The following is a 25,252-nucleotide window of genomic DNA, read 5'->3' as shown; positions in this document are numbered from 1 at the left end:
GGGTAACACATGTTTATCAATCAATACCTATTGTCAGAGCCTCGCTTATATGAACTGTTGCTCACACAACTTCCCCAGTTACTCTCTGGCGAACGTCAGCATCTGGAGGAATATGCAATAGAAGCTGCCACGTACAACAGTTGGCATCAGCGAAATTTTCAACATATCGATCCGATGTTTGATCGACACTGGCGTCATCTTATTGAGCGGCAACGTGAGGCAAAAGGCTGGTGCCGTGCGCTATTAGGCCAAGTGGCAAGGCATCACTTGGATCCCGATTTAAGGCGTTTAACAGTGCAACCCCAACGCTTTATGGAGTGGCAAAACTGGATTTCTAATCAGTCAGGCTTTCCCGTCATTGCCTATCAGGCTGAGCAAATGTTTTGCCGTAACGAATGTCCTTCAAATTTCGACCTATTTGATACTCTTGAACAAACATTAGGCCATCGGCCAATTATTTCGCCATGGCACCCATTAGTTGAAGACTACATAGAAAAAGAAGGATTACATGAAGCACATATGCACCTCAATGGCACCACTTTTTTCGAGCTGATGTGGCACCACAGCCTGTTAAGCCCCAGTGCATTGCTTGATGAAATGGAGGAGAGCAGGAAAAAAGATTCAACTCGCATTCGCCGTTTTTATGCTGTTAGCACAAGATTAGATTCAGCGATAAAAGTCAAACGAATGCTATATATCGCCAGATACTGCCGAGAATGGCTATTACAGTGGGTTGATAAGCGTCCATCTGATGCACAACACAACGGCTTCACGAGGCTAGACTTTGCTAACATACTTCGCACCCAAGATATCGAAGATATTGATAGCACTTATTTTCCCTATGAACAGGAGCAATTCTCTGTCAAACAATATGAACATGGCATTTGTGAATTGCATTTTCATATCCGCGTATTGAATAAATTAAAAGATAATTCCTCAACCTCAGCGATGGAAGATGCCTGCTATTTGCTTTACCTGCTCAGTATGAATTTATTTCAACAATTATTGGTGCAGCGAACCGATCAATATGGTTTTGATCAATTTCAAAAATTCACAGAACTTGGACCACGCGAACCTATTGAAAAAGAATATGAAGCACGTTTCTATCAATTACATGGAAAAAAACCTACGCAAAATTCTATATTAACGACGTTTGAAGGTCGTTTTGCACCGAAAGATACGGAAGCTAAAAATGTAAATTTGCTCACAAAAATTCTATCCGGTTTTTGGCACTACCAGCAACGAGGGAAGAAAAATGGTATCTTGGCTATGCCCACAGATATCAATCAACTCGCACAAGAGTGTCTGAAATTTTCTCGCCCTACATTACGACTTGTGACACATTTTGTAAAAAAACCCTGGAATCATAATACTGGAGAAACACATTTCCGTGTTTTACGAGAAGATATTATGCAGCGAGCAGATAGCCTTTTTGCTCTTTTCGATAATAACCCTGCCTTACTCTCGATTCTTACCGCATTCGATGCCGCAGCAAATGAGCTGGAAAGCCCACCAGAAGTTTTCTCTGTACTTTATCGTAAGGCCAGACGTAAAGGCATAAAGAACTTTACTTATCATGCAGGGGAGGATTTTGAACACCTTATTAGCGGAATTAGGAATGTCTATGAAGCAATAACATTCCTTGATCTTTGCAATGGTGACAGAATAGGTCATGCTACCGCAATTGGCATTCTCCCTTCACTTTGGATAGAGAAAATGCCTGATAAAATCTATCTTCGTCGTGGGGAATGGTTAGAGAATTTACTTTTTATCAGAAAAGTATTAATTGAAGGCGGTGACGCAAAATTTTCTATCCCAATATTGGAAGATGCTATCACAACACAGGCTTACAAAATTTTCAATCAGCATATTCCTTTAACTCTGTTGCAACAATTTTTTGATGGTCGCGGGTTATCTCCTGAGCAAGTTCGAGATTATTTGCAAGATAAATCAGACCAACCGATAGGCTGGATTGGTGAAGAGTTTAATGAGGTTCGTCAATTTAGTCAGCGTACAGGTGATGACGCACTGCGATTATTAACCATGCGGTGGTTTGATCAAAATGTTATTTCACGTTATGAGCAACTTCAGGAGTGTAATACTCATTTCACTCCTGAATCACTGATATTACATGCTCAACAATATGTACAAAATCTGGTGAAAGAAAAGCACATCGTGATTGAGACATTACCTACCAGTAATGTCAGAATCAGTCATTATGAGTCAGTACATGAACATCATGTTTTCCGTTGGATGCAAATTCCTGAACGTAAAATAGAAGGGGATAGCGTAATGCAGATTGCATTAGGCTCAGACGATCAAGGCATTTTTGTGACGGATATGAAAAACGAGTTTTACCATCTTTTTTGGGCGCTCGTGAATCATTATCACTACAGTCATAAAGATGCATTAGCATATGTAGCGACCATCAATGAAAATGGCCGTATCTATCGATTTGATTATCTACAATAGCGGCGATTAATCACTTAATTCCCCTCTGTGTCAGCGTATCTCACGCTATCGTCTCATAATAAATAGCCGACGATAGCGTCTTTAACCGCTTTGCCGATACCGTACATCACTTACTCTTAGAACGCTCTGCGCGCTGGCGGCGCAGCTCTTTCGGATCGGCAATCAGCGGACGATAAATCTCTACGCGGTCACCATCCTGCACTATGTCGGCCAGCTTCACTGCACGGCTGTAAATACCGACTTTATTCACCTGCAAATCGATGTCATGACGCAGCTCCAGCAGACCCGATGCCACAATCGCCTGCTCAACCGTGCTGCCCTCTTCCAGCTTCACCGTGCGTAGATACTGGCGTTCAGGCAACGCATAGACCACATCAACCTGCATTGCGGACACTGTAGACCTCTTTTGCTCGCTGCGTGAAAGCCTGCACCATATTTCCTGCCAGCTCCTTGAATACTTTGCCAAAAGCGAGTTCAATCAACGCATTGGTGAATTCAAATTCCAGATGCAGCTCGACTTTACAGGCATCGGCGCTCAGCGGCGTAAAATGCCAGTCGCCACCCAACTGACGGAAGGGGCCATCGACCAGTTGCATATTGATATTCTGGTTGTGTGTCAGCGTATTACGTGTGGTAAATGTCTTGCTGATACCAGCTTTGGAAACGTCTACTGCGGCGGTCATCTCTCCTTCTGAAGAGGAGAGCACGCGGCTCCCCGTACAGCCCGGTAAAAACGCGGGGTAGGAAGCAACATCATTCACCAGCTTGTACATCTGCTCAGCACTGAACGGCACCAGTGCGGAACGACTTATCTTTGGCATACTCTTTTCCGTGATTCATAAAACGCGCAAAATAATAGCACTGATAGCCCGACAGGCAAAAATTCTGCGAAGCTTATCGCACGATATCATTAACCACGACACGGACGCACGGCGGGGATTTCATTCCCAATGACATCCAGTATAATGACGGCACTATGACAAAGAAAAAAGCATACAAACCCGGTTCCGCCACCATTGCGCAAAACAAGCGCGCCCGTCACGAATACTTCATCGAGGAAGAATTTGAGGCTGGCCTTGCGCTGCAAGGATGGGAAGTCAAATCACTGCGCGCAGGCAAAGCAAACCTCAGCGACAGCTACGTCACCTTCATGAACGGTGAAGCTTACCTGTTTGGCGCCACTATCACGCCGCTAAATGTGGCTTCATCACACGTTGTGTGCGATCCAATACGCACACGCAAACTTCTTCTCAACAAACGTGAGTTGGAGTCGCTGTTTGGCCGTGTCAGTCGAGAAGGTTACACGGTCGTCGCACTGTCCATGTATTGGAAAAATGCCTGGAGCAAAGTCAAAATTGGTGTGGCGAAAGGTAAAAAAGATCACGACAAGCGTGATGACATTAAAGAACGTGAATGGAAGTTAGACAAAGCCCGTATCATGAAGAACGCCAATCGCTAAGCCACTGGCTTAGCAACGGTAAGTTCTGATATACTGGTGACAGTTTCTTGGGGCTGATTCTGGATTCGACGGGATTTGCAAAGCCCAAGGTGCATGCCGAGGGGCGGTTGGCCTCGTAAAAAGCCGCAAAAAAATAGTCGCAAACGACGAAAACTACGCTTTAGCAGCTTAATAACCTGCTCTGAGCCCTCTCTCCCTAGCCTCCGCTCTTAGGACGGGGATCAAGAGAGGTCAAACCCAAAAGAGATCGTGTGGATGCCTTGCCTGGGGTTGAAGCACTAAATCTAATCAGGCTAGTTTGTTAGTGGCGTGTCTATTCGCAGCTGGCAAGCGAATGCAAAAATAGACTAAGCATGTAGTACCGACGGTAGAGTGGTTCCGGACGGGGGTTCAAATCCCCCCAGCTCCACCACATTCGTATTCGGTAAGTATCGTTTACTACCGGATACACCATGAAAACCCGCATTCTCACTGAGTTTGCGGGTTTTTTATTGCCTGTTATCTATCGGTATACCCCGTTTACAGCCGGAAATTTTAGTTATACGCTTAGTTATACCGCCCCATATAACTACAAAAGCGTATAACTACGATGGCTCGTATAACTACCCCACTGAGCAATACCGAGATTAAAGCTGCCAAACCTGCCGAAAAGGAATACACGCTACAGGACGGGGATGGGTTGTAGCTGACCGGACTGAACTTTCGCGCGGCTTTTGCCCGCAGCCCCTGACGGCGCAGACTGGCAGCAATGGTTTTCACGTTATAGTCCGGTAGCTCATCAGCCAGTCGTGGGGCTCCGTACCACTGTCTGGCATGATTGAATGCCTTGCTGACGGCAGCATCGCAGACAAGTCGGAACCGCTGACGCGAGTTGACCTGATGACGGCGAGACCGCCAGACATACCAACCGCTGCGCGCGACTCTGAGCTCCCGACACATGGCTTTGATACTGAACTCAGCCTGATGTTTTTCTATAAAGACATACTTCATTTCAGGCGCTTTGCAAAGTATGTCGCGGCCTTTTGGAGAATGGCCAGCTCCTCGTCCCGCTCCGCCAGTTGGCGCTTGAGGCGGGCAATCTCTGCTGCCTGTGCACTTTCTCGCTCAGAGGACGTTGTCTGGCTCTGCTGCTTGCTACGCCAGTTATAAAGCTGGGATTCGTACAGACTGAGTTCACGGGCAGCGGCAGCAACACCGATGCGTTCTGCAAGCTTCAGGGCTTCGTTGCGAAATTCAGGCGTATGTTGCTTACGTGGTTTTTTACTGGTTGATACGGCTTTTGTCATGTGAGCTACCTCCGGTAGAGAGTTTACTCACTTAGTCGCGTGTCCACTATTGGCGGGTAAGATCATCGGTACGATACTGGTATTACCTTGTTTGGGTATTACCTTGTTTGGGTATTACATTATTCTGGTATTACATTGTCCAGTACTACACGCCGAGAGCGTCAGCAGCCTGCTCGCTTTCCACTTTGGAAAAATTTGCGTAAGTAAGTGCATCGAGTAGCGCAGCACGATCGATCGTCGGATAAATTTCCGAGATCTGCAAAAGCTGACCGATGTCCTGAACGCCCAGTTGTGGATAGATAGTGTGTGATGCAACAGCGATGTCACGTGCAGCGTAGCCCAACTTACGTAAAATCACCGCAATCTGCTGATGTGTGATCGTCTCCTGATACACGGTGTAAAGCACATCGGCAATTAATGTCGACGTCAAAACCGAAATACGGGACACATCACCTGCTCGCCCGCCCAATGCCTGAAGGATATGATCGACAGCTTGTTCTGGCGTTTTTCCCTGCGCCTGTTGTGCGGCCAGTACGGAAACCAGTTTATTTTTTATTTCATCGTTTGCCATCGTTCGGTTCCTTAATACATTCATTACAGATGTAATTTTAGTATAAGCACGCTACTCGTCATGACAGTAATGAGCAAATAAAATCATGCGATTTCGTGTGAATATCGAACAAAAAATCAACAAACAGTTCTAAAATCCAGAATAGATTTCCTTTTTAGGAAACACAAACGCACTAAGATTGATGGACGTAGACCAAAGTAACGGGGATAAAACACAGTTTGATACAACTCCGCATACATCGTTCCACCCTCTTTTTTCCTGAAATGCGATAATCCCCCGATAAAAATCGTATTTTCGTTTATGCCCAGTCATTTTCATCGTCCGAAAAGACCATGTAAAATGAGGGGTTTATTGAGCAAAAAGGCTATAAGTCATGATCACCACCGACGCTAATAACGCCGTCGCCTCCGTGGCCTGGCGAACCAATGAAGTCATCGCCATCTACCCTATTACCCCCAGTTCCAGCATGGCTGAACAGGCTGCGGCCTGGTCGAGCGACGGCGGGCTGAATATATGGGGAGACACGCCTCGCGTTGTGGAAATGCAATCGGAAGGCGGCGCGATCGCTACCGTCCACGGTGCATTGCAGACAGGTACACTCGCGACCACATTTACCTCATCGCAGGGTCTGCTGCTGATGATCCCTACGCTGTATAAGCTGGCCGGCGAGTTAACCCCGTTTGTCCTGCACGTCGCAGCCCGTACAGTTGCGACGCATGCGCTTTCCATTTTCTGCGATCATTCTGACGTCATGGCCGTACGCCAGACGGGCTGCGCCATGCTGTGCGCTAGCAATGTGCAGGAAGCGCAGGACTTTGCGCTGATTTCACAAATCGCTAGCCTGAACAGCCGTCTGCCGTTTATCCATTTCTTTGACGGTTTCCGTACCTCGCACGAAATAAATAAGATTGAGCCGTTGAGCGATGAGGTGATTCGCCAGCTTCTGCCACAGCAGGCCATTGAAGCACACCGTGAGCGAGCGCTCACACCGGAACGCCCGGTGATTCGTGGAACCGCCTCAAACCCGGATACCTTCTTCCAGGCGCGCGAAGCCACCAACCGCTGGTACGACGCAGCTTATGAGCACGTTGAACAGGCGATGAACGATTTTGCCGCTGCGACAGGGCGCCAGTACCAGCCGTTTGAATACTACGGCCACCCAGAGGCGACTAAAATCGTCGTCCTGATGGGTTCCGGCGTCGGCACGTGTGAAGAGGTAGTCGATACGCTGTTGATGCGCGGTGAGAAAGTCGGCGTGGTGAAAATCCGCCTGTACCGCCCGTTTTCGGCCAAACATCTGCTGGCAGTGATTCCGCAAACGGCGAAAAGCATCGCAGTGCTGGATCGCACCAAAGAGCCGGGTGCGCTGGCAGAACCGCTATACCTCGATGTGATGACCGCGCTGGCCGAGGCGTTCTCCGCAGGTGAGCGTTCACTTATGCCACGTGTCATTGGTGGTCGTTATGGGCTGTCCTCCAAAGAATTTACTCCGCAGTGCGTACAGGCGATCTTTAATGAGTTAGCACTTGCCAACCCACGACCGCGCTTCACGGTAGGTATTTATGACGATGTCACCCATCTTTCCCTGCCACTGCCGGAACAGCATTTCCCAGGTAACGCATCGCTCGAAGCGCTGTTCTACGGCCTGGGCAGTGACGGGACCGTTTCCGCGACCAAGAACGCGATCAAAATCGTCGGCGAAACGACGCCAATGTTTGTGCAAGGCTACTTTGTCTATGACTCGAAGAAAGCCGGTAGCCTGACCGTTTCCCATATGCGCGTGGGCCCGCACCCGATCAACTCAGCCTACCTGATCGATCAGGCGGATTTCGTCGCCTGCCATCAGTGGCAGTTTATCGACAAGTACAGCATGGTCGAACGCCTGAAACCCGGCGGCGTTTTCCTGATCAACTCACCGTATAACAGCGACGATCTGTGGCACCGCCTGCCACAGGAAGTGCAGGCAGGGCTGAACCAGCGTAATACCCGCGTGTACTGCATCAACGCCGCCAAGATTGCCCGCGAATGCCATTTGGGCGCGCGCATCAATACCGTCATGCAGATGGCGTTCTTCCATCTGTCACAGATTCTGCCAGCCGATGTGGCGGTGGAAAAACTGCGTACCGCCATCGCCAAGAGCTACGGCAGTAAAGGTCAGGAACTGGTTGAACGCAACTGGCAAGCGCTGAGCGCCACATTGGACGCGCTGGCCGATGTGCCGCTGGACGCCGTCAACCCAGACAGCCCGCAGCGCCCGCCAGTCGTGTCCGACGCCGCGCCCGATTTCGTCAAAACCGTCACGGCCGCGATGCTGGCGGGTCTGGGCGATACACTGCCCGTATCCGCCCTGCCGCCCGATGGCACTTGGCCGACCGGCACCACCAAGTGGGAAAAACGCAATATCGCGGAAGAGATTCCGCTGTGGCAACCGCAGCTTTGTACGCAGTGTAACCACTGCGTCGCCGCCTGCCCGCACTCGGCTATTCGCGCCAAAGTCATCCAGCCTGATGCGATGGAAAATGCACCCGCTTCACTGCAATCGCTGGATGTGAAAGCGCGCGACATGCGCGGTCAGAAATACGTGTTGCAGGTCGCTCCGGAAGACTGTACCGGTTGTAATCTGTGCGTGGAAGTCTGTCCGGCCAAAGACCGTCAGAACCCAGAAATCAAAGCCATCAATATGGAATCCCGTCTGGACAATCTGGCGGCGGAGAAAGAGAACTTCGATTTCTTCCTGCAATTACCGGAAATCGACAAATCTGCGCTGGAACGTATTGATATCCGGACTTCTCAGCTGATTTCACCGCTATTCGAGTACTCCGGCGCCTGCTCCGGCTGTGGCGAAACACCGTACATCAAGTTGCTGACCCAGCTCTATGGCGATCGCCTGCTGGTGGCGAATGCGACGGGCTGCTCGTCTATTTATGGCGGTAACCTGCCCACCACCCCGTGGACTACCGACGCCAACGGTCGCGGTCCAGCCTGGGCTAACTCGCTGTTCGAGGATAACGCCGAATTCGGTCTGGGCTTCCGCCTGAGCGTCGATCAGCACCGTCAGCGTGCCGTGCGCCTGCTCAACAAGCTGGCACCGCAGTTGCCGCCGGATCTGGTGAGCGCATTGCAGGAAGAGTCCATCGCGCCCGATCTGCGCCGTCAGCAGATCGAACAGCTACGTGGATTGCTGGCAGCCATCAATGATACCGACGCCAGCGTGCTGGCAAGCGAAGCCGACCACTTTGTCGATAAATCCATCTGGCTCATCGGCGGTGACGGCTGGGCTTACGACATCGGCTATGGCGGATTGGATCACGTCATGAGCCTGAGTGAAAACGTCAACGTGCTGGTACTGGATACCCAGTGTTACTCCAATACCGGCGGACAGCAGTCCAAAGCAACACCGCTGGGCGCAGTGACCAAGTTTGGCGAGAAAGGCAAACGCAAAGCGCGTAAAGATCTCGGCATCAACGTCATGATGTACGGTCACGTGTATGTTGCGCAGATCTCACTGGGGGCGCAGTTGAACCAGACGGTGAAAGCGATTCAGGAAGCCGAAGCCTGGCCGGGCCCGTCGCTGATTATCGCGTACAGCCCGTGTGAAGAGCACGGCTACGATCTGGCATTCAGCCACGATCAGATGCGCCAATTGACAGCGACAGGCTTTTGGCCGCTCTACCGCTTCGATCCACGTCGTGCCGAAGAAGGGAAAGCCGCGCTGGTCACCGATTCTCGTCCGCCATCAAGCAGCCTGAGTGAAACGCTGTTGAAAGAGCAACGCTTCCGCCGCCTGAATAGCATGATGCCGGAAGAAACCGCGCAGCTCTATGAAGAAGCAGAGCTGGATCTGCGTCGCCGCTTTGATTTCCTGACCATGATGGCCGGCAAAGCGGAGAAAAACCCGCAGGAATAATGTTTCGTCTTCCAAACCGGCTTCGGCCGGTTTTTTATGGTGTGCCATCTCTGTCCGCCCCCTTTACGGGCCGTTGCTGATGCCACGTTAAAAACTTCTCCCGGAAATTTTTTATTGGCAGTTTTCATCCTATCCAAACGAGGCTGAATACCGAAGAAGCCAGCGCAAACCGCCCGGTTTGTCAGGCATGGTAAAGAAGGGCTGACAAGACGCAAGTTACCTTATACTTTATGAGATTATTTGCCCGTTACCGCGTCAAACCGCTCTCACAGTCGCAGAGGAAGAAACATGAAAGGAAAGTTCGCACCATCGCAGATTGCATTGCACTGGCTGGTTTTTCTGTTGCTCGTTGTGACCTATGCCACCATTGAGCTACGCGGATTTGCTGAACGAGGTTCGCTGCTGCGCACCGTGATGATGGTGACGCACTTTAGCTGTGGCGTAACCATACTGGTTCTTATGCTGGCTCGCCTGTTCTTGCGCCATCGTCATACCTCCCCCGCTATTACGCCACAGCCCCCTCGTTGGCAGAGTATCCTGGCTTCACTCACCCACGCCGTTATTTACCTGCTGTTTATCACGCTACCGATACTGGGCGTTGCCTCACGCTATTACAGCGGTCGGGACTGGATGTTGTTTGGTATCGGCATGCCAACCGCCGCGACGCCGAATTTCGACCTTGCTGAAACGCTGATTGGCTGGCATGAAACGCTGGCACCGTTAGGCTACTGGCTCATTGCCGCCCATACCGCGGCTGCCCTGTTCCACCACTATGTCATGAAAGACAACACGCTGCTGCGCATGATGCCAGCCAAGCGCGATTAATCGGGCAACGAAGGAGCAAGCAAGAATGAAAGTCGCACTGGGGCAATTCGCCGTTGACCGCGAGTGGCAACAAAATGCCACGACCATCGCTGGATTCATGTCGGCAGCACAGCAAAACGGCGCCGATCTGCTGGTGCTGCCTGAAGGCGTGCTGGCTCGCGATATCACCAATCCCAACATGGTGCTCACCGCCGCTCAGCCGCTTGATGGCCCGTTTGTTACGCATCTGCTGGAAGCCAGCAGAGGCAACAACCTGACGACCATGCTCTGTGTGCATATCCCAAACGGCGAAGGGAAAGTCTGGAATACGCTACTGGTATTGCGCAACGGCGAGATCGTCGCGCAATACCGTAAACTACATCTGTATGATGCCTTTTCCGTACAGGAATCGGAAAACGTGCTGGCAGGTGAAGAGGTTCCACCGCTGTTGACCATCGCCGGGTTAAACGTTGGGCTGATGACCTGCTATGACATTCGCTTCCCTGAACTTGCCCGCCGTCTGGTGCTGGACGGCGCAGATGTCCTCGTTCTTCCTTCCGCCTGGATTAAGGGGCCGCTGAAAGAGGCGCACTGGGAACTGTTGGTGCGGGCCAGGGCACTGGAAAACACCACTTATCTCGTCGCCGTTGGTGAATGTGGCGTCAGGAATATCGGTAACAGCATGGTGGTCGATCCTTTAGGCGTCGTTGTGGTTCAGGCACCGGAAACTCCGGCTCTCCTGTATGCAGACATTGAACCGGAACGACTGGCGTACGCCCGTCAGGCTCTCCCGGTACTCGCAAATCGACGCTTTAACAAACCCACACTAGACGGGGAAAATTGAGTGACGGTTCACTCTCGGAGGTTTTCTTTCTCATTCGGATGCCAAAAAGTGTGATTAGTTACACATGTTGTTTCCCTCGGAGGCCATTCTGCACATATAATGCGCATCCGGTCGCTAACGCGACCTTAGCAGACCAGCCTCCTGATTCGGGGGGTGCATTTACCACTCAAATAAAGAAACGAAAATGAGTATTCGCGCGATCTTTACTGTAGTTCTTGCCGCCGCCGCATTCAGCCAGGCCGCCTTTGCCGTTGTTTATCCTCTGCCTGCGGCGAATAGCCGACTGATAGGCGAGAATATCGAAATCACCGTACCGGAAGATAGCACGCAGCCGTTGGAGCATTTTGCAGCACAGTTCCAAATGGGTCTGAGCAACATGCTGGAAGCCAACCCAGATGCGGACGTTTACCTGCCCGTTCCCGGCAGCAAAATGGTCATTCCTCATCAGTTGATTCTGCCGGATGCCCCGCGTGAAGGCATTGTCATCAACAGCGCAGAAATGCGTTTGTACTACTACCCGAAAGGCTCCAAAACCGTGGTCGTGCTGCCAATCGGGATTGGTGAGTTAGGCAAAGATACGCCGATCAACTGGACGACCTCCGTTCAACGTAAGAAAGCGGGCCCAACCTGGACGCCAACCGCGAAGATGCATGCCGAATACGCAGCACGCGGTGAGACACTGCAAAAAGTTTTCCCAGCAGGCCCGGATAACCCGATGGGTCTGTACGCGCTCTACATCGGCAACTTGTACGCGATCCACGGCACCAACGCCAACTTCGGTATTGGCCTGCGCGTAAGCCACGGCTGCGTTCGTCTGCGTGCCGATGATATCAAGTATCTATTCGACCACGTTCCGGTCGGTACTCGCGTTCAGTTCATCAATGAGCCAGTGAAAGCCACCGTTGAGCCAGATGGCTCACGCTATGTTGAGGTTCACAATCCGCTGTCCCGCACGGTAGAAGAATTCCATTCTAATTCTCCTGCACCGATCAGCATGACGCCAAAAGTGAGCAAAGTTCTGGCTGATGCCAGCGTGAACACCAGTGAAGTCGATCAGGCAATCCAGAGACGTTCTGGTATGCCGACCAAAATCAATGGTCTGATCGAACAAGCTACCCCGGCGATTCCGGTTGAATCTGCTGCGGCACCTGTCGCACCAGAAGCACAGCCGCAAGACAACCTTAATGCGGAGCAAAATGCCGCACCGGCCGAATCACAGCCAACAACTACAGCGACCGACGCCAGCCGTTCGTAATCGCGATAACGCGTTGGAACCCCATACAGGTTTCCAACGCGTTTCTTTCATTCCCTACCGTTTACTACTTCTTACTACTTCTGCGAAGCTTCCAGCGCCTGCGCCACATCAGCGATGATGTCGTCAATGTGCTCAATGCCAACCGAAATTCGGACCAAATCCTCACTCACGCCTGCTTTCGCCAGCTCTTCCGCATTCAACTGACGGTGCGTGGTACTTGCCGGATGACACGCTAGCGATTTGGCATCGCCAATGTTCACCAGCCGTAAGATCATCTTCAACGCATCAATAAAGTGGCCGCCTGCCGTTTTCCCACCCTTGATGCCAAAACTGATAATCCCAGACGCTTTGCCCGAGGTAATTTTGTCGCAGTTTGCTTTATAGGGGCTATCCGGCAACGCACCATAGTTCACCCAGGTAACCAGCGGATGCTGATTCAGGTAGCCAGCCAACGCTTCCGCATTGCTGCAATGGCGTTCAATACGCAGGCTGAGGGTTTCCAGCCCCTGCAATAGCAAGAACGCACTATGTGGAGAAAGCGCCGCGCCCGTATTACGCAGCGGCACCACCCGGCAGCGTCCGATATAGGCCGCCGGACCGAAAGCGTCGGTATACACCACGCCGTGATAAGAGGGATCGGGCTCGTTCAGTAACGGGAAACGCGATTTATTCGCCACCCAGTCAAACGTGCCGGAATCGATAATCACACCGCCAATCGTGGTGCCGTGGCCGCCGATATATTTGGTCAGCGAGTGGACGACGATATCTGCACCGTGCTCAAAAGGTCGGCACAGCACGGGCGTCGCCACGGTATTATCAACAATCACCGGGACGCCGTGGCGATGCGCAATGTCCGCGATTTTGGCAATGTCCACGATATTTCCCGCCGGATTCCCGATAGATTCACAAAAAACGGCGCGGGTACGTTCGTCAATCAGCGACTCCAGCGTCGTAAAATCATCGAAAGAAGCCATACGCACTTCAACGCCCTGACGCGGCAATGTATGGGCAAACAGGTTATAGGTTCCGCCGTACAGCTGGCTGGTACTGACGATATTGTCCCCAACCTGCGTGAGTGCCTGGAGCGAATAGGTAATCGCCGCCATACCGGATGAAAGCACCAGCGCGCCAATGCCGCCTTCAATCGCCGCCAGTCGCTGCTCCAGCACGGCGTTCGTCGGGTTCATGATACGGCTATAGATATTGCCCGCGACTTTCAGATCAAACAGATCGGCACCGTGTTGCGTGTCGTCAAATGTGTAAGAGGTCGTCTGGTAAATCGGTACGGCTGCGGACTTCGTTGTCGCTTCAGATTCATAACCATGATGTAGCGCGAGGGATTCAAGTTTCATCTTACGGGCCTTTTTGCTATGCGTTGGGGTGAGGAAAATATCGACACAAAATAACAGACTGCACTCAGGAAAAGCACTTCCTGATGTAGAAGAAATGGAGATAAGTTAGTAAAAACAAGACTAAATTTCAGCGTTACATCATTACGCTGAAGCCCCCTCACAAAACCGCACACTGCCGAAGAAGCGAATCTGAAAAAGCGATAAAATTCGCACAGAGAAAAAAACGTGCGCACCGTAACCTATCTGTGCGTCTTGTATTGCACCGCCTGCAAATCACGGCTACTTTTAACGTCATGGATCCCCCACCCGAAAGCGCAATAAATGACTGATAAAATAAAAAATATCGCTACCTGCGAATTGCCTGACAGCGTCCAATTTCCTCACTACGATCGTAAGGCGCTGAAACCGCGCATCGTTCATATCGGATTTGGCGCTTTTCATCGTGCTCATCAGGCACTGCTCACCGATCGTGTACTGAATAGGGAGGGAGGAGACTGGGGAATTTGTGAAGTCGTGCTATTCAGTGACGATACGATGATCAATGCGCTGCGCCAGCAGGATCATTTGTTTACCGTGCTGGAAAAAGCCGCGACGAGCAATCAGCCGATTGTCGTTGGTGCCGTGTGTGAATCGTTACATGCCAGAATAGAAGGCATTACCGCCATTATTGAGAAACTCGCCGCGCCAGAAACTGCCATCGTTTCCCTGACGATTACCGAAAAAGGCTATTGCATGGACGGTACGAGCGGCAAGCTGGATCGTACCAATAAGCTGATTCAACAGGATCTCGTCGATCCCCGCCATCCCGCTTCAGTCCCCGGGCTGCTGGCAGAAGCGCTGCGCCTGCGTCACGAACGTGGAATCGCGCCGTTCACCGTACTCTCCTGCGATAACGTGCCGGAAAATGGTAAAACGGCCAAAGCCGCCGTGCTGGAATCCGCGGGAATCAACGATCGAAGCCTGATCGATTGGATCGACGCGCAGGTTTCTTTCCCGAATACGATGGTGGATCGCATTGTCCCTGCGGCAACGCCGGAAACGTTGCAGGAAATTGCCGAACACCTTGGCGTCGCCGATCCCTGTGCGATAGCCTGTGAGCCTTTCATTCAATGGGTGATTGAAGATCATTTCACCGCCGGACGCCCTGAATGGGAAAAGGCAGGCGTACAGCTGGTGCATGACGTACTGCCGTTTGAAGAAATGAAACTACGCATGCTGAACGGCAGCCATTCATTTTTGGCCTATCTGGGCTATCTCGCCGGCTACGATCACGTCAGCGACTGTATGAACGACGAGAACTATCGCCGGGCCGTGTCTCATCTCATGCTGCTGGAACAGGCGCCGACGCTTAGCGTCGTGGATATCGATCTGAAAGATTATGCCATCCAACTACTGACCCGTTTTTCCAACCCAGCGCTCAAACATCGGACGTGGCAGATTGCCATGGACGGTTCACAGAAGCTGCCTCAGCGCATGCTGGAATCGCTACGGTGGCACGTGAGCAATGGAGGAGACTATCGCTGTCTGGCATTGGGCATCGCTGGCTGGATGCGTTATGTCAGTGGAAAAGATGACGCAGGTAACCCGATTGAAATCCGCGATCCGTTGGCTGACAAACTCAGGAACATCGTGGAGGAAACATCGGACAGCGCCGAGCGGGTCAGTGCATTTCTTAACATTCGTTCTATTTTCGGCGAGGATCTACCAGCCAATCACGATGTCTTTAACGCTATCGCACAGGCTTACCTGAAGCTGCGCGATCACGGCGCAAAGAACACCGTGGCCGCACTGGTACAGGACTTTACATAACGATAAATCCAAGCAAACCCAGGTACAACGCACTTTGGACACCCAGAGCCAAAGTGCGGCTTTTCCCTTTTGTTGCATCCAGCCACGGCAGCGATGACCAGCTCATCCCCCCGCCAATCACAGCGATCACCAACAGCCCAGCGGCAATCAGCCAGACGAGCTTATCCAGCAGCGAATTGGGAAACAAAATTTGCATTGCGGAGACGACGAGAAACAGGGTGACGCAGCGTAATACCCCAACCAGAATCCCCGCGCGATCTCTCAGCCCGCGCGGCGCGGAAGCCGGTAACCAAGCCTGAAAAGCAAACAATCCAACCACAGCAATAAAAACCACATAAATGACGGCGTAGATCATTAAATGACTCACGTTACGGCTCCTGATAAGAAAAGACAGTAGATTGAACTGGGCGGGATGATGACGATATTTCCTCTCTGAGGTCAATGCGTTATTTCATATCACGCTATCGATTTGTGGGGCAGCGCTCAATGTCAGCTCGTCGCCAATCTGCATGCATACCAACAAAATGTAATAAATCTACATATTTCGTAACTTAAGCACATAAAGTCAGGATCAAAAAATCATAAAAAGCAAATTAAAATATCTTATTTCATGATCTACCTGACAGATCGTCATTAAAAGCGCGTGAAAGCGTGATCGTCAGTTTACTTTCTTTTCAATAGAGCAAATCATAAAGAAATGATAGTTCAAACGAACTGAAATATTGTTTCATATTTGTAATTAGGCTGATCATGAATAAACCAATCTCTTTTAAACATACGTTCTGTTACGGCAGCGCGAACCTGCTCGGCAGCGGTGCGCTTGCTATCAGCGGCGCATGGCTGATGTACTTTTACACCACATTTTGTGGGTTAACATTGGTTCAGGCCGCGGCCATTTTCTCCGTTGCCAGCATCATTGATGCTATCAGTAACCCCATCATGGGGTACATCAGTGATAACTTTTACAACACCCGTGTTGGTCGCCGATTTGGCCGCCGTCGCTTCTTTATTTTACTGGGTGTCCCACTGGTTCTTGTCTACCCCATGCTGTGGGTCGATGGTTTTGGTTTCTGGTATTACCTGGCGACATACGTATTGTTCGAGCTGATTTACACCTCGATCATGGTGCCGTATGAAACGCTGGCTACCGAAATGACGTCTGATTTCAAACTGCGTTCCAAGCTGACGGGTTCTAAAGCCATTTTCGGCAAAATCGCCAACTTCCTGGCGGCATTCATTCCCGGGCAGTTTATTGCCGTCTACGGTAAAGATTCCGCAACGCCATTCTTCTACACCGGCCTGGTCTATGGCGCCATTATGTGCGCAGCGATGATCGCGCTGTATATGACGTCCTGGGAGCGCCCGGTCAACGAAATCGTCCGTGAAAGCACCTCTAGCCTGTGGCAGGCGATGAAAAAGCTGAGCGTGGATATGGCTTCTACCTTCCGTCTGCGTATTTTCCGCAAGCATCTGGGAATGTACCTGTTTGGCTTTGGTGCTGAGTGGCTGTTCGCTTCCGCATTTACCTACTTCATCGTCTTTGGTCTGAAGCAGAACACGGCACTGGTATCACACCTCAATAGCTTCAGCTCAGTCATGCAGCTTATTTCTACCGCGGCCTTCATCGGTATCTGCGTCAAAATGGGCTTTGCGCGACCGTTCCGTCTGGCGTTGATGGTAGTGATTGTCAGCGTCATGGCCTATGCCGCGCTCTATTTCGCTAACTGGTCAGAAGACATGACCATCTTTGTTCTGTTTGCCATTACCGCCGTATTTGGCCTGAGCACGGGCGGTATCTACTATATTCCCTGGACGGTTTATACCTTCCTGGCCGACGTGGATGAAGTCCTGACCGGTCGTCGCCGTGAAGGGATCTACGCAGGCGCCATGACGTTTGCCGGCAAAATGGTGCGCTCGGTGATCGTCTTCGCAATGGGCTGGACGCTAAGCCAATTCGGCTTTGTCTCCGGGCAGTCAGTACAACCAGAATCAGCCGTACAGGCGATTGTTGGCGTGTTCTCACTGGGTGTTATCGGTCTTGCGCTGGTTGCTATTTACTACACCACGCAGATGAAGCTGGATCGTAAGAACCATGCCATTCTGCTGGAAGAAATTGCACGTATCAAAGCGGGTGGCGCGATTGCCGATGTCCCACCTCACGCACGTGCGGTTGCGGAAGAACTGACAGGCTGGGAATATGAGAAATGCTGGGGTAACAACCCGTTAGGCGTTCAGTCTGAAGAGGCGAAACCGCAGGTTGCTACTGCACAGCATTAATCGAAAATAATCGTTTATTCAGACGGTTATTGAAGACAAGTCTCCATTAAAAACAATCAGCCCAATCTTGTATTGGGCTTATTCAGAATGTTGACGAACCTTTTTGCTGAACGAAAACGGGAGTAACGGAATAGAAGAGTAAAGCGTTTGCGCCATGGACAAAAACGTCAGGAACGTTTTTGAACGTCGCTAGCGACGGCCCTGAAAGGGTGAATCTCAGGGATGAGATTCATATCTGCGCAATCCGAGCGCACAGGGAAGTGTTCACAGCGTCTTTACGATCTATCCGTTACTACCGCTCGGCGGCCTTTGTCAGCAGCCTCAATTAACCCAATCTCGTATTGGGCTGATTCATTTAGCGCGTCGAGTTGTGATTAACAGAGCGGGCAGAAAATGGCAGATGATTGCATAAATCACCTGCCAAAGAGCAGTATTAAATCAACGAGGCTTCTTTCAATTCGCTTTTCAGATAGGCGTAGTATATCGGGGCAGCAATCACACCAGCCAACCCAAAGGCCGCTTCAAACACCAACATCGCCAGCAGAATTTCCCACGCATGCGCTTTGATCCTCGTCCCAACGATTTGCGCATTCAAAAAGTATTCAAGCTTATGAATCAACATCAAATACACCAGCGCAACCAGTGCGATCGGCAGCGAAAGCGATAAGCCCGACAGAAAAACGATCGAGTTGGAGATCAGATTACCGATCACCGGCAGCAGACCGAAAATAAAGGTGAGTACCACCAGCGTTTTGGCAAACGGCAGATGGATACCACACAGCGGCAGAGCGCCCAGAATAAAAACGGCAGACAGCACTGTGTTAACCGCAGAGATTTTCACCTGAGCGAAAACAATGTTGCGAAACGACGCCGATAATAATGTCACCCGACGCAACAACTCCGCTTTGAGTAATGGCTTCTCGGTGTCCTGATCGACGTTATAAAGCGACACAATCGCCCCCAGCACCATACCGATTAGCATCGTCACAAATCCATGCAGGAAACTTTTCCCCATGTTCTGCAACATCACAATATGTGCTTGAACCCATTGCAGCAGCTCGCGCTGAAGCTCTTCAACACTGACCGGCAGATACCCCGGTAGATAGTGGGCGACCTGCTGTTGGATGTCATTGAGGATGTAACCAATACGCACATTGAATGCCGCCGTATCCTTCATTTCCTGCATCAACAGCCCGACCAGACTACCAAACAGTAAACTCAACAGGCTGACCACCAATGTGCTGATCACAGCGACCACAATCCAGCGAGCGCGCTTACCGCTGATTACCCGTTGAAAATAGGGCGTCAGTAAATTCACGATTTCATACACCAAAAACCGGCAATAAAACAGGCCAGCAGGCGTAGAGGCAGCAATATAAGCAGGCCACCCATAATAAAGAAAAAGCTCAACAGGCGAGCTTGTTTCAGGTTCAGTAACTGCATGATGACTTCCCGTATGAAGAGGCAACGCCGAGAATACTCGTTGTGGAGTATGCTACGCCTTTTTCGGTATCAACATATTGATATATATGCGCCAGATTTGTGTTTCGTCTGCGAGTGATAACCAACCAGATAACAAACGAAGAATATTTTTGGTGTTTTACCGACGAAATACCAGCAGTGTTTTAACTCGGCTGGATATCCACCCACCAGGAAAAACGCCGGGTTATCTTCACCGGCAGCGTTCGCGCAACGGCATCGAGCAGGCGATCGGTTTCATGCAACGGAAAAACGCCCGAAATCCGTAGCGTCGTCACCGCAGAATCCACATGAAAGTAACCATTGTGATAGCGGGACACCTCATTCATGAACTGCCCTAGCGGCATGTTATCCGCAACCAACTGTCCTTTACGCCAGCTCTGACGGAAATTCTCAACGGGTGTCGGTTCACTACTCTTATCACGGGTAAAGAGAACCTGTTGCCCTGCCGTTATCCGCTTTGCGGCAGGGACTGCCGTTTGTAGCAAAACTTCACCGCCAAAAACGGAGAGCACACTGTGAGCGGACGTATAGCGCAGAGCTAATTGGCAGGAATGCGCAGAAGCGGCGAGATCGCCATGGGCGTGGTCAACCGAGCTGCATGCGCCGTTTGGTTATCCAGCATCAATTCACCTTTGATCAATTGAAACGTCAGCGGCTGAGACAGCGCAGGATTGCCCTGCTGATTCACTGCCGAATCGGTATTGAGCCAAAGGGTCATCCCCGTTTCGATGCTGAGCTCACGGGTTTCCCCCATGCCTGTACGGTAATCGGCAGCATAGCTTTCCCACGGCAGACTAAAGCCAACGCCCCCGGTCAGGCTGGCAATCGCCAATAGTTTGAGCATACGCCGACGTTCTTCACCGCGCTTACTCAGCACCGAAGAGGCTAACTGGCTATCTACCGCATGGAAACGGGCATGAATCTGTTCAACCTGCTGCCAGGCAAGCCGATGAGCTTCATTCTGATGTAACCAACGCTGCCATGCCTGACGATCGTGCTCAGCGCAGTCTTCGTCATACAGCGTGGCATACCACTCCGCGGCAGCATAAAGAACATCTTTGGGAATAGAAGACGTGATAGAAGAAATCATAAGTCCTGACACAATAGACAATTCAGCATCGCCTGTGCCATATAATTTTTTTACCATCCGCTCGGAAACGGCTAATTGTTCAGCAACCTGCCGATAGGTCAAACCGTCAAGATGCACCAGCAAGAATGCCTGACGCACTTTGCCGGGCAGCGTCGCCAGCATCTGATCGATGGCCAACAGCGCATCAACCACCATCGCCTGCTGCTCCAGCGAGGGAGAAAAATGAAATTCCTGCTCTGCCAGCACCTGAAGATAGGCATTTTCGATGTCTTTCCGCCGCCAGTGATTCACCATCAGCCCATGAGCCACGGTCGTCAGCCAGGCGCGAGGTTCACGGATGCGATCGCCCTGAGGCTGGCAGATCAAACGTAGAAACGTATCCTGCGCCAGATCCGCAGCCTGCTGTGAACACCCCAAACGCCGACGCAACCACGCCTGTAACCAGGCATAATGGTCATGATAAACCTGCTGAACGTTTAAGGTTTCAGGCTGATTGGGGCAGGCAGCGGCGGGACTCTTCACGATATTCGCTCAATGTGACAGCAATGAAATGATTTTCATTATCATTAAAAGCAAAGTCAACGACTATTCACGTCTATCGTGCCGAGAACGGTAAAAATAAGGAAATAGCGAAGCGTGTGGAGCAAAAAGAAAGAAGCCCGAAGGAAGGGTAAGGGTTATCGTTGAAGCATCGAGATACACGGGGCCCCCACAGGGGTGAGGCCTCCCTACGGGAACCTCCCCCCTGTGTTTCCCCTAACAACGGGCTTAAGTTGACCCGATGGGCTTCTTTCAGTGATGTTTGAGACGGGTGATTACCAACGATAGCTGACGTTCGCGCTAACGTTACGACCTTCACCGTAGTAGCACCAGAAATCACACGCGCTAACATACTCACGGTTTGTCAGGTTGGTGGCATTAACCTGCACGCGCCAGTCCTTGCTGAAATCATAGGCAATCATCGCATCCCACAGCGTATAAGCAGGTACTTTCAAATTTCGGCTTTCAATTTTATCGCCGAATGAACTCCCAACGTAACGTACACCACTACCCACGGTCAGCCCCTCAAGTGGGCCAGAGAAAGCATAAGTTGCCCATGCAGACGCGCTATGCAACGGCAAGCCCGCCAGACGTTTTCCAACTTCTCCCACGGTTCCAGACTTCGTTGTCTCCACTTTGTTGTACGTGTAGTTGGCTGTCACTGAGAGGCCGGAATATACCTCGCCGCTCAATTCTAACTCAACGCCACGAGAACGTGATTCACCCGCTTGCACTCGACGAATAGGGTTATCGATATCTGTAGTCAGGATATTGACCTGATTCAGATTGAAAACGGCAACTGAGGCATAGCCATTAACTCCACTCGGTGTGTACTTAACGCCCACTTCGGTTTGCTTGCCCATAGTCGGTTTATATTGCCGTCCTGATGCATCGTAATCAGCGATAGGCAGGAAAGACTCTGCATAGCTGATATAAGGTGAAATTCCGTTATCAAACAGATATATCACACCCGCGGACTTCGTAAACTTGGAATCATCCGTGCGGGAATCAATCCCCATGATTTCATTTTGTGTACGTGATTTTGACTGGTCGTAACGTCCACCCAGCAAGAAGATCAAACGATCATCATATTTGATCTGGTTCTGGATATAGTAACCATTCTGATGGCGACCGGAACGATGGTAAGAGAGTTGATCGTCATTCAGCGTATAGTTGCCGTAGACTGGGTTGAAAATATCAATCGGGTTATTGATGAACTGGTATTTTGTTGAATTATAAGGGGATAAATCAGCATCATGGCTTCGAGTATTGGCACGACGATAGTCAACCCCGAGCAGCAAGGTATTTTCTATGTCTTCCCACTGCCATTCCCCCACTAAACGGTTGTCCGTGGCCCAATTTTGCGCAAAGCCGTCACGGTAGGTCAGCCCACGGTTGGCGTGGCGCTCATCCTCCATCCTTATCGCATAAGCACTACGCAGATCCAAATTCAGATAGGTGTAATTCACATTCTGGTGGAAGGTCCAGGTATTGTTCAGGTGATGCGTGAACTCATAGCCTAGGTTGAATTGCCGAGTATCGTGACGGTTCAACCCCGGTTCGCCCAGCGACGTTTTATAGCCGACTTTGCCAAACGGTGTGCCATGTAATGTCCCGTACGGCAGCTTAAAGCCGTTGGTTGTGTCGGATTTCGTATCCATGTAGCTGGCTAACACGGTCAGTTCAGTGTCTTCTCCGAGGAACGTGACGCTCGGTGCCAGATAAAGGCGCTTGCTCTTCGAGAAATCCATCTCACCCGAGGTATCACGCGCTAACGCAACAACCCGATACAGCACCGAGCCGTCATCGTTTAACGGACCCGCACTGTCGACGGCCAGATGGCGATAGTCGTTAGAGCCGTATTCCAGCTCCACTTTTCCCTGCGGTAAACGCGTAGGCCGTTTGGTGATGACGTTCACCAGACCGCCCGGCGGATTTTGCCCGTACAGGACAGAAGCAGGACCTTTCAGGACTTCGATACGTTCAACGCCGAATGACTCAATCTGCTGACCATAGAACCCATCTTCATTCAGCGTCGCCAGACCATTCTGGAACCGGGATTGATCGCTAAATCCACGGATAGTCACCCATTCGGCTTTATTATCCGGCCCGTATGGCGTTGCCAGAATCCCGCTGCTATAGCGTAGCGCCTGATCGATCTTTTGCGCTCCGCGTTCCTCGATCTGTTTCTCCGTGACAACCGCAACCGCACGTGGCGTTTCTGAAATCGGCACATCCAGCTTCATCGCGGTATTCGGTGGAGCGGTGACAACGATCCGATCGTTTTTAGCAGGCGTAGTAACCGGCACAGGCTCATTCGCCGTGCGCTGCACTAGCGTCACGCTGCCATCAGCACTGTACTGTGCACGGAGGCCACTGCTACTGAGAATCTGTTCAAAGCCCTGCTCTACGCTGTAGTTCCCCTGTAGCCCCGTACCGCGTTTACCCGCAACCAATGCCGGATCGTAAGAAAGTAATACGCCAGCCTGTTGGGCAAATTGATTAAGCACTTGATTGAGCGAGCCGGACGACACCGCGTATTGTTGAACTGGCGCCGCAGATGCAGCATAAACCGCCGCCATTGGCAGCACTGAGGCAAACGATGCCCCAAGTACGCCAGCACGTAAAGCACGCGCTAACAGGTGGGTACGGAATGTAACCATTATTTATCCCCTATCGCATAAGAAACGCTGTTTTCAGAAGCTATGCCAATCGGGGGAGTAAAAAGGGGAACTGAAAATCGAAAAATAATTGAAATAATGCGCACTGAATCAGGATTATTGCGGAAAACGCGTTGTCGATATTGGTAAACCAATGTCATTGGCAATAAAAAGCTGACGTCCTTTTTATCAAAAATTGCTATATGCCGACAGAGGTTACATTGTCCCAACCTCATCAGTAATTAGACGAGAGTCTACTTATTCATTTGTCATCCTTTAAGATTCCACACGCTAAAAATAAAGAAAATTTTAAGAGCCTCTTATCAAGGTTTAATAAACTCTACACTTTAGGGGGAATAATTTTCGAAAAGGCAAAAAGAAAAGGGAATAGTGAGAAGGGAAGCAAGCGGGCATCGAAACGTTTCGCTATTTATTTAAAAATGGCATATTACATGCAATAAAATAGTTAACCCTCTATTTTTTATTAACTTTTAACATGGTCGCTGTTAATAAAGAACGTTTTTCATTCTTCATTTACGAAAAATCGGCGCGACTTTATCGTCCTGCTGGCCGCAGGGGGTTATCAGAGAATAACCTACGCAATCGGTTGCTGTTGAAACGCAGTGCTAAATTAGAAATAGCAACGTTATTAATAGCAACAATTTTTCTTTGGTCGTTATTTTCCATTAGAAAACGCACACCTCTAATCTTCCGGACAGATAACCTACAATTATACAAGCTTATGATGCCAGATTTGCCGAAGGCTCAACCGTATCCTGGTTCAGGATCAGCAAAGAAAGCACTCGGTTTTCAACGTTCAGCTTAGAAAAAGACAGCGTGCTTAACTGCTTTTTAGTAAAGCCATCAGACAACAAATCCGAGACCACACGCGTACTTAGCACGTTAGAATTCGTTATAAAGTCGTGATAGGCGAACTTCACGTTGATAGGTAGCACATCATCAATTGAGACGGGCGTATTCATTTCAGCACGCAATCCAAAATGGGCGTTGAAGGCAGAATTCGCGCAAACGACCTTACACTTTTCGTCAATCACCGCCACAGCGCGCCGATCGTTTTGAACTGGTTGAGAAAGCATGCCTAAAATTTCATTCCGGCCAAATATCAGACTCATTGTTTCCTCTGCATCATGCTATGTAAAAAGATATCTCACAGCGCGCCATGACCCCATAACGCACTATTGATAAGCAATCAACCTACCGGAATTTAAAAGGTTTCCGGACTAATAGTGTTCTTCCCCACCCGAGAAAGTCACCTAATGAAAATAGTGAATTTCGCTAACCGGAACCATTTACACGTTCTCAAGCTACCGGTGCTCAAACATCTGCCGCCTTAGTCAGCGTCAGTGATATGGGTATATCTATGTTATTTATTTTTGGAAACCGGATATTTCTGAATAAGACACAAAAAATAACACTTCATTTT

At 50.4% G+C, this 25,252-nt stretch carries 17 protein-coding genes, 1 other RNA gene and 3 pseudogenes; 10 read left to right on the top strand and 11 right to left on the bottom strand.

The window, feature by feature from the left end; all coding sequences use genetic code 11:
• The first annotated feature begins 9 nt into the window (after positions 1 to 9).
• Positions 10 to 2,472 (top strand): hypothetical protein, encoded by a 2,463-nt coding sequence (locus tag NAL19_RS03925; protein WP_263058808.1) that lies wholly within the window; start codon positions 10 to 12, stop codon positions 2,470 to 2,472.
• Between the two features lie 106 nt (positions 2,473 to 2,578).
• Here the strand turns inward: NAL19_RS03925 and NAL19_RS03920 are convergent, their stop codons facing one another.
• Together NAL19_RS03920 and NAL19_RS03915 are read right to left on the bottom strand one after the other, a co-directional pair.
• Positions 2,579 to 2,857 carry an RnfH family protein gene (locus NAL19_RS03920; protein WP_411561426.1) on the bottom strand — a complete coding sequence of 93 codons (279 nt, stop codon included), beginning with the start codon at positions 2,855 to 2,857 and terminating at the stop codon, positions 2,579 to 2,581.
• Positions 2,847 to 3,293 (bottom strand): type II toxin-antitoxin system RatA family toxin, encoded by a 447-nt coding sequence (locus NAL19_RS03915; protein WP_039485083.1) that lies wholly within the window; start codon positions 3,291 to 3,293, stop codon positions 2,847 to 2,849. Before NAL19_RS03915 ends, NAL19_RS03920 begins: the two co-directional genes overlap by 11 nt.
• Positions 3,294 to 3,448: 155 nt before the next feature.
• Between NAL19_RS03915 and smpB the strand changes: the two genes are divergently transcribed.
• The 3 genes and pseudogenes from smpB to NAL19_RS03900 all read left to right on the top strand — a co-directional run.
• Entirely contained in the window at positions 3,449 to 3,931 is a 483-nt protein-coding gene (smpB, locus tag NAL19_RS03910) for an SsrA-binding protein SmpB (protein WP_012773422.1), read from the top strand.
• Positions 3,932 to 3,980: 49 nt separating this feature from the next.
• Positions 3,981 to 4,343, top strand: a transfer-messenger RNA (tmRNA) gene (ssrA, locus tag NAL19_RS03905).
• 177 nt (positions 4,344 to 4,520) lie between these two features.
• A pseudogene (locus NAL19_RS03900) lies at positions 4,521 to 4,613 on the top strand (integrase); the annotation flags it as partial.
• Here the strand turns inward: NAL19_RS03900 and NAL19_RS03895 are convergent.
• A pseudogene (locus NAL19_RS03895) lies at positions 4,613 to 5,217 on the bottom strand (transposase); the annotation flags it as partial. The pseudogenes NAL19_RS03900 and NAL19_RS03895 sit on opposite strands and share 1 nt — an antisense overlap.
• A 145-nt stretch (positions 5,218 to 5,362) precedes the next feature.
• On the bottom strand, positions 5,363 to 5,788 hold the full coding sequence (locus NAL19_RS03890) for a hypothetical protein (protein ID WP_225086989.1): 426 nt from the start codon (positions 5,786 to 5,788) through the stop codon (positions 5,363 to 5,365).
• Positions 5,789 to 6,161: 373 nt separating this feature from the next.
• On the opposite strand from NAL19_RS03890, the gene nifJ reads away from it, so the two are divergent.
• The 4 genes from nifJ to NAL19_RS03870 all read left to right on the top strand — a co-directional run bounded on the left by nifJ (position 6,162) and on the right by NAL19_RS03870 (position 12,598).
• Positions 6,162 to 9,695 carry a pyruvate:ferredoxin (flavodoxin) oxidoreductase gene (nifJ, locus tag NAL19_RS03885; RefSeq protein WP_263058806.1) on the top strand — a complete coding sequence of 1,178 codons (3,534 nt, stop codon included), beginning with the start codon at positions 6,162 to 6,164 and terminating at the stop codon, positions 9,693 to 9,695.
• Positions 9,696 to 9,983: 288 nt separating this feature from the next.
• Entirely contained in the window at positions 9,984 to 10,520 is a 537-nt protein-coding gene (gene cybB / locus NAL19_RS03880; RefSeq protein WP_225086987.1) for a cytochrome b561, read from the top strand.
• A 25-nt stretch (positions 10,521 to 10,545) separates the two neighbouring features.
• Complete coding sequence (locus tag NAL19_RS03875; protein WP_263058805.1) at positions 10,546 to 11,343, top strand: deaminated glutathione amidase; 798 nt, start codon at positions 10,546 to 10,548, stop codon at positions 11,341 to 11,343.
• Between the two features lie 184 nt (positions 11,344 to 11,527).
• On the top strand, positions 11,528 to 12,598 hold the full coding sequence (locus tag NAL19_RS03870) for a L,D-transpeptidase family protein (RefSeq protein WP_263058804.1): 1,071 nt from the start codon (positions 11,528 to 11,530) through the stop codon (positions 12,596 to 12,598).
• A 74-nt stretch (positions 12,599 to 12,672) separates the two neighbouring features.
• On the opposite strand, the gene NAL19_RS03865 is transcribed toward NAL19_RS03870, so the two are convergent.
• The gene (locus tag NAL19_RS03865; protein ID WP_263058803.1) at positions 12,673 to 13,950 is read right to left on the bottom strand and encodes an O-acetylhomoserine aminocarboxypropyltransferase/cysteine synthase family protein; all 1,278 of its coding nucleotides are present in this window, start codon (positions 13,948 to 13,950) and stop codon (positions 12,673 to 12,675) included.
• Positions 13,951 to 14,271: 321 nt separating this feature from the next.
• Between NAL19_RS03865 and NAL19_RS03860 the strand changes: the two genes are divergently transcribed.
• Positions 14,272 to 15,759 (top strand): mannitol dehydrogenase family protein, encoded by a 1,488-nt coding sequence (locus NAL19_RS03860; protein ID WP_263058802.1) that lies wholly within the window; start codon positions 14,272 to 14,274, stop codon positions 15,757 to 15,759.
• On the opposite strand, the gene NAL19_RS03855 is transcribed toward NAL19_RS03860, so the two are convergent.
• Positions 15,752 to 16,126, bottom strand: a complete 375-nt coding sequence (locus tag NAL19_RS03855) for a hypothetical protein (protein WP_263058801.1) — start codon at positions 16,124 to 16,126, stop codon at positions 15,752 to 15,754. The genes NAL19_RS03860 and NAL19_RS03855 overlap by 8 nt on opposite strands.
• 383 nt (positions 16,127 to 16,509) lie before the next feature.
• Here NAL19_RS03855 and NAL19_RS03850 point away from each other — a divergent pair, with 383 nt between their 5' ends.
• Complete coding sequence (locus NAL19_RS03850; protein WP_225086981.1) at positions 16,510 to 18,036, top strand: MFS transporter; 1,527 nt, start codon at positions 16,510 to 16,512, stop codon at positions 18,034 to 18,036.
• 433 nt (positions 18,037 to 18,469) lie between these two features.
• Here NAL19_RS03850 and NAL19_RS03845 read toward each other — a convergent pair.
• From NAL19_RS03845 to NAL19_RS03825, 5 genes and pseudogenes are all read right to left on the bottom strand, one after another.
• Positions 18,470 to 19,479: pseudogene (locus NAL19_RS03845) on the bottom strand (AI-2E family transporter).
• A 182-nt stretch (positions 19,480 to 19,661) separates the two neighbouring features.
• Positions 19,662 to 20,003: a hypothetical protein gene (locus tag NAL19_RS03840; RefSeq protein ID WP_263058800.1), complete on the bottom strand. Its 342-nt coding sequence runs from the start codon at positions 20,001 to 20,003 to the stop codon at positions 19,662 to 19,664.
• A 53-nt stretch (positions 20,004 to 20,056) separates the two neighbouring features.
• Positions 20,057 to 21,130: a sigma-70 family RNA polymerase sigma factor gene (locus tag NAL19_RS03835; RefSeq protein ID WP_263058799.1), complete on the bottom strand. Its 1,074-nt coding sequence runs from the start codon at positions 21,128 to 21,130 to the stop codon at positions 20,057 to 20,059.
• A 293-nt stretch (positions 21,131 to 21,423) separates the two neighbouring features.
• Positions 21,424 to 23,811, bottom strand: coding sequence for a TonB-dependent siderophore receptor (locus NAL19_RS03830; RefSeq protein ID WP_263058798.1), 2,388 nt, complete (start codon positions 23,809 to 23,811; stop codon positions 21,424 to 21,426).
• Positions 23,812 to 24,548: 737 nt separating this feature from the next.
• Complete coding sequence (locus tag NAL19_RS03825) at positions 24,549 to 24,941, bottom strand: transcriptional regulator (RefSeq protein WP_225086976.1); 393 nt, start codon at positions 24,939 to 24,941, stop codon at positions 24,549 to 24,551.
• Between the last annotated feature and the right edge of the window lie 311 nt (positions 24,942 to 25,252).

Source organism: Pectobacterium sp. F1-1 (assembly GCF_025643735.1).
GTDB lineage: Bacteria > Pseudomonadota > Gammaproteobacteria > Enterobacterales > Enterobacteriaceae > Pectobacterium > Pectobacterium colocasium.
The sequence above is the reverse complement of the archived record's forward strand: the minus strand, read 5'-3'. Positions and strand labels throughout refer to the sequence as shown.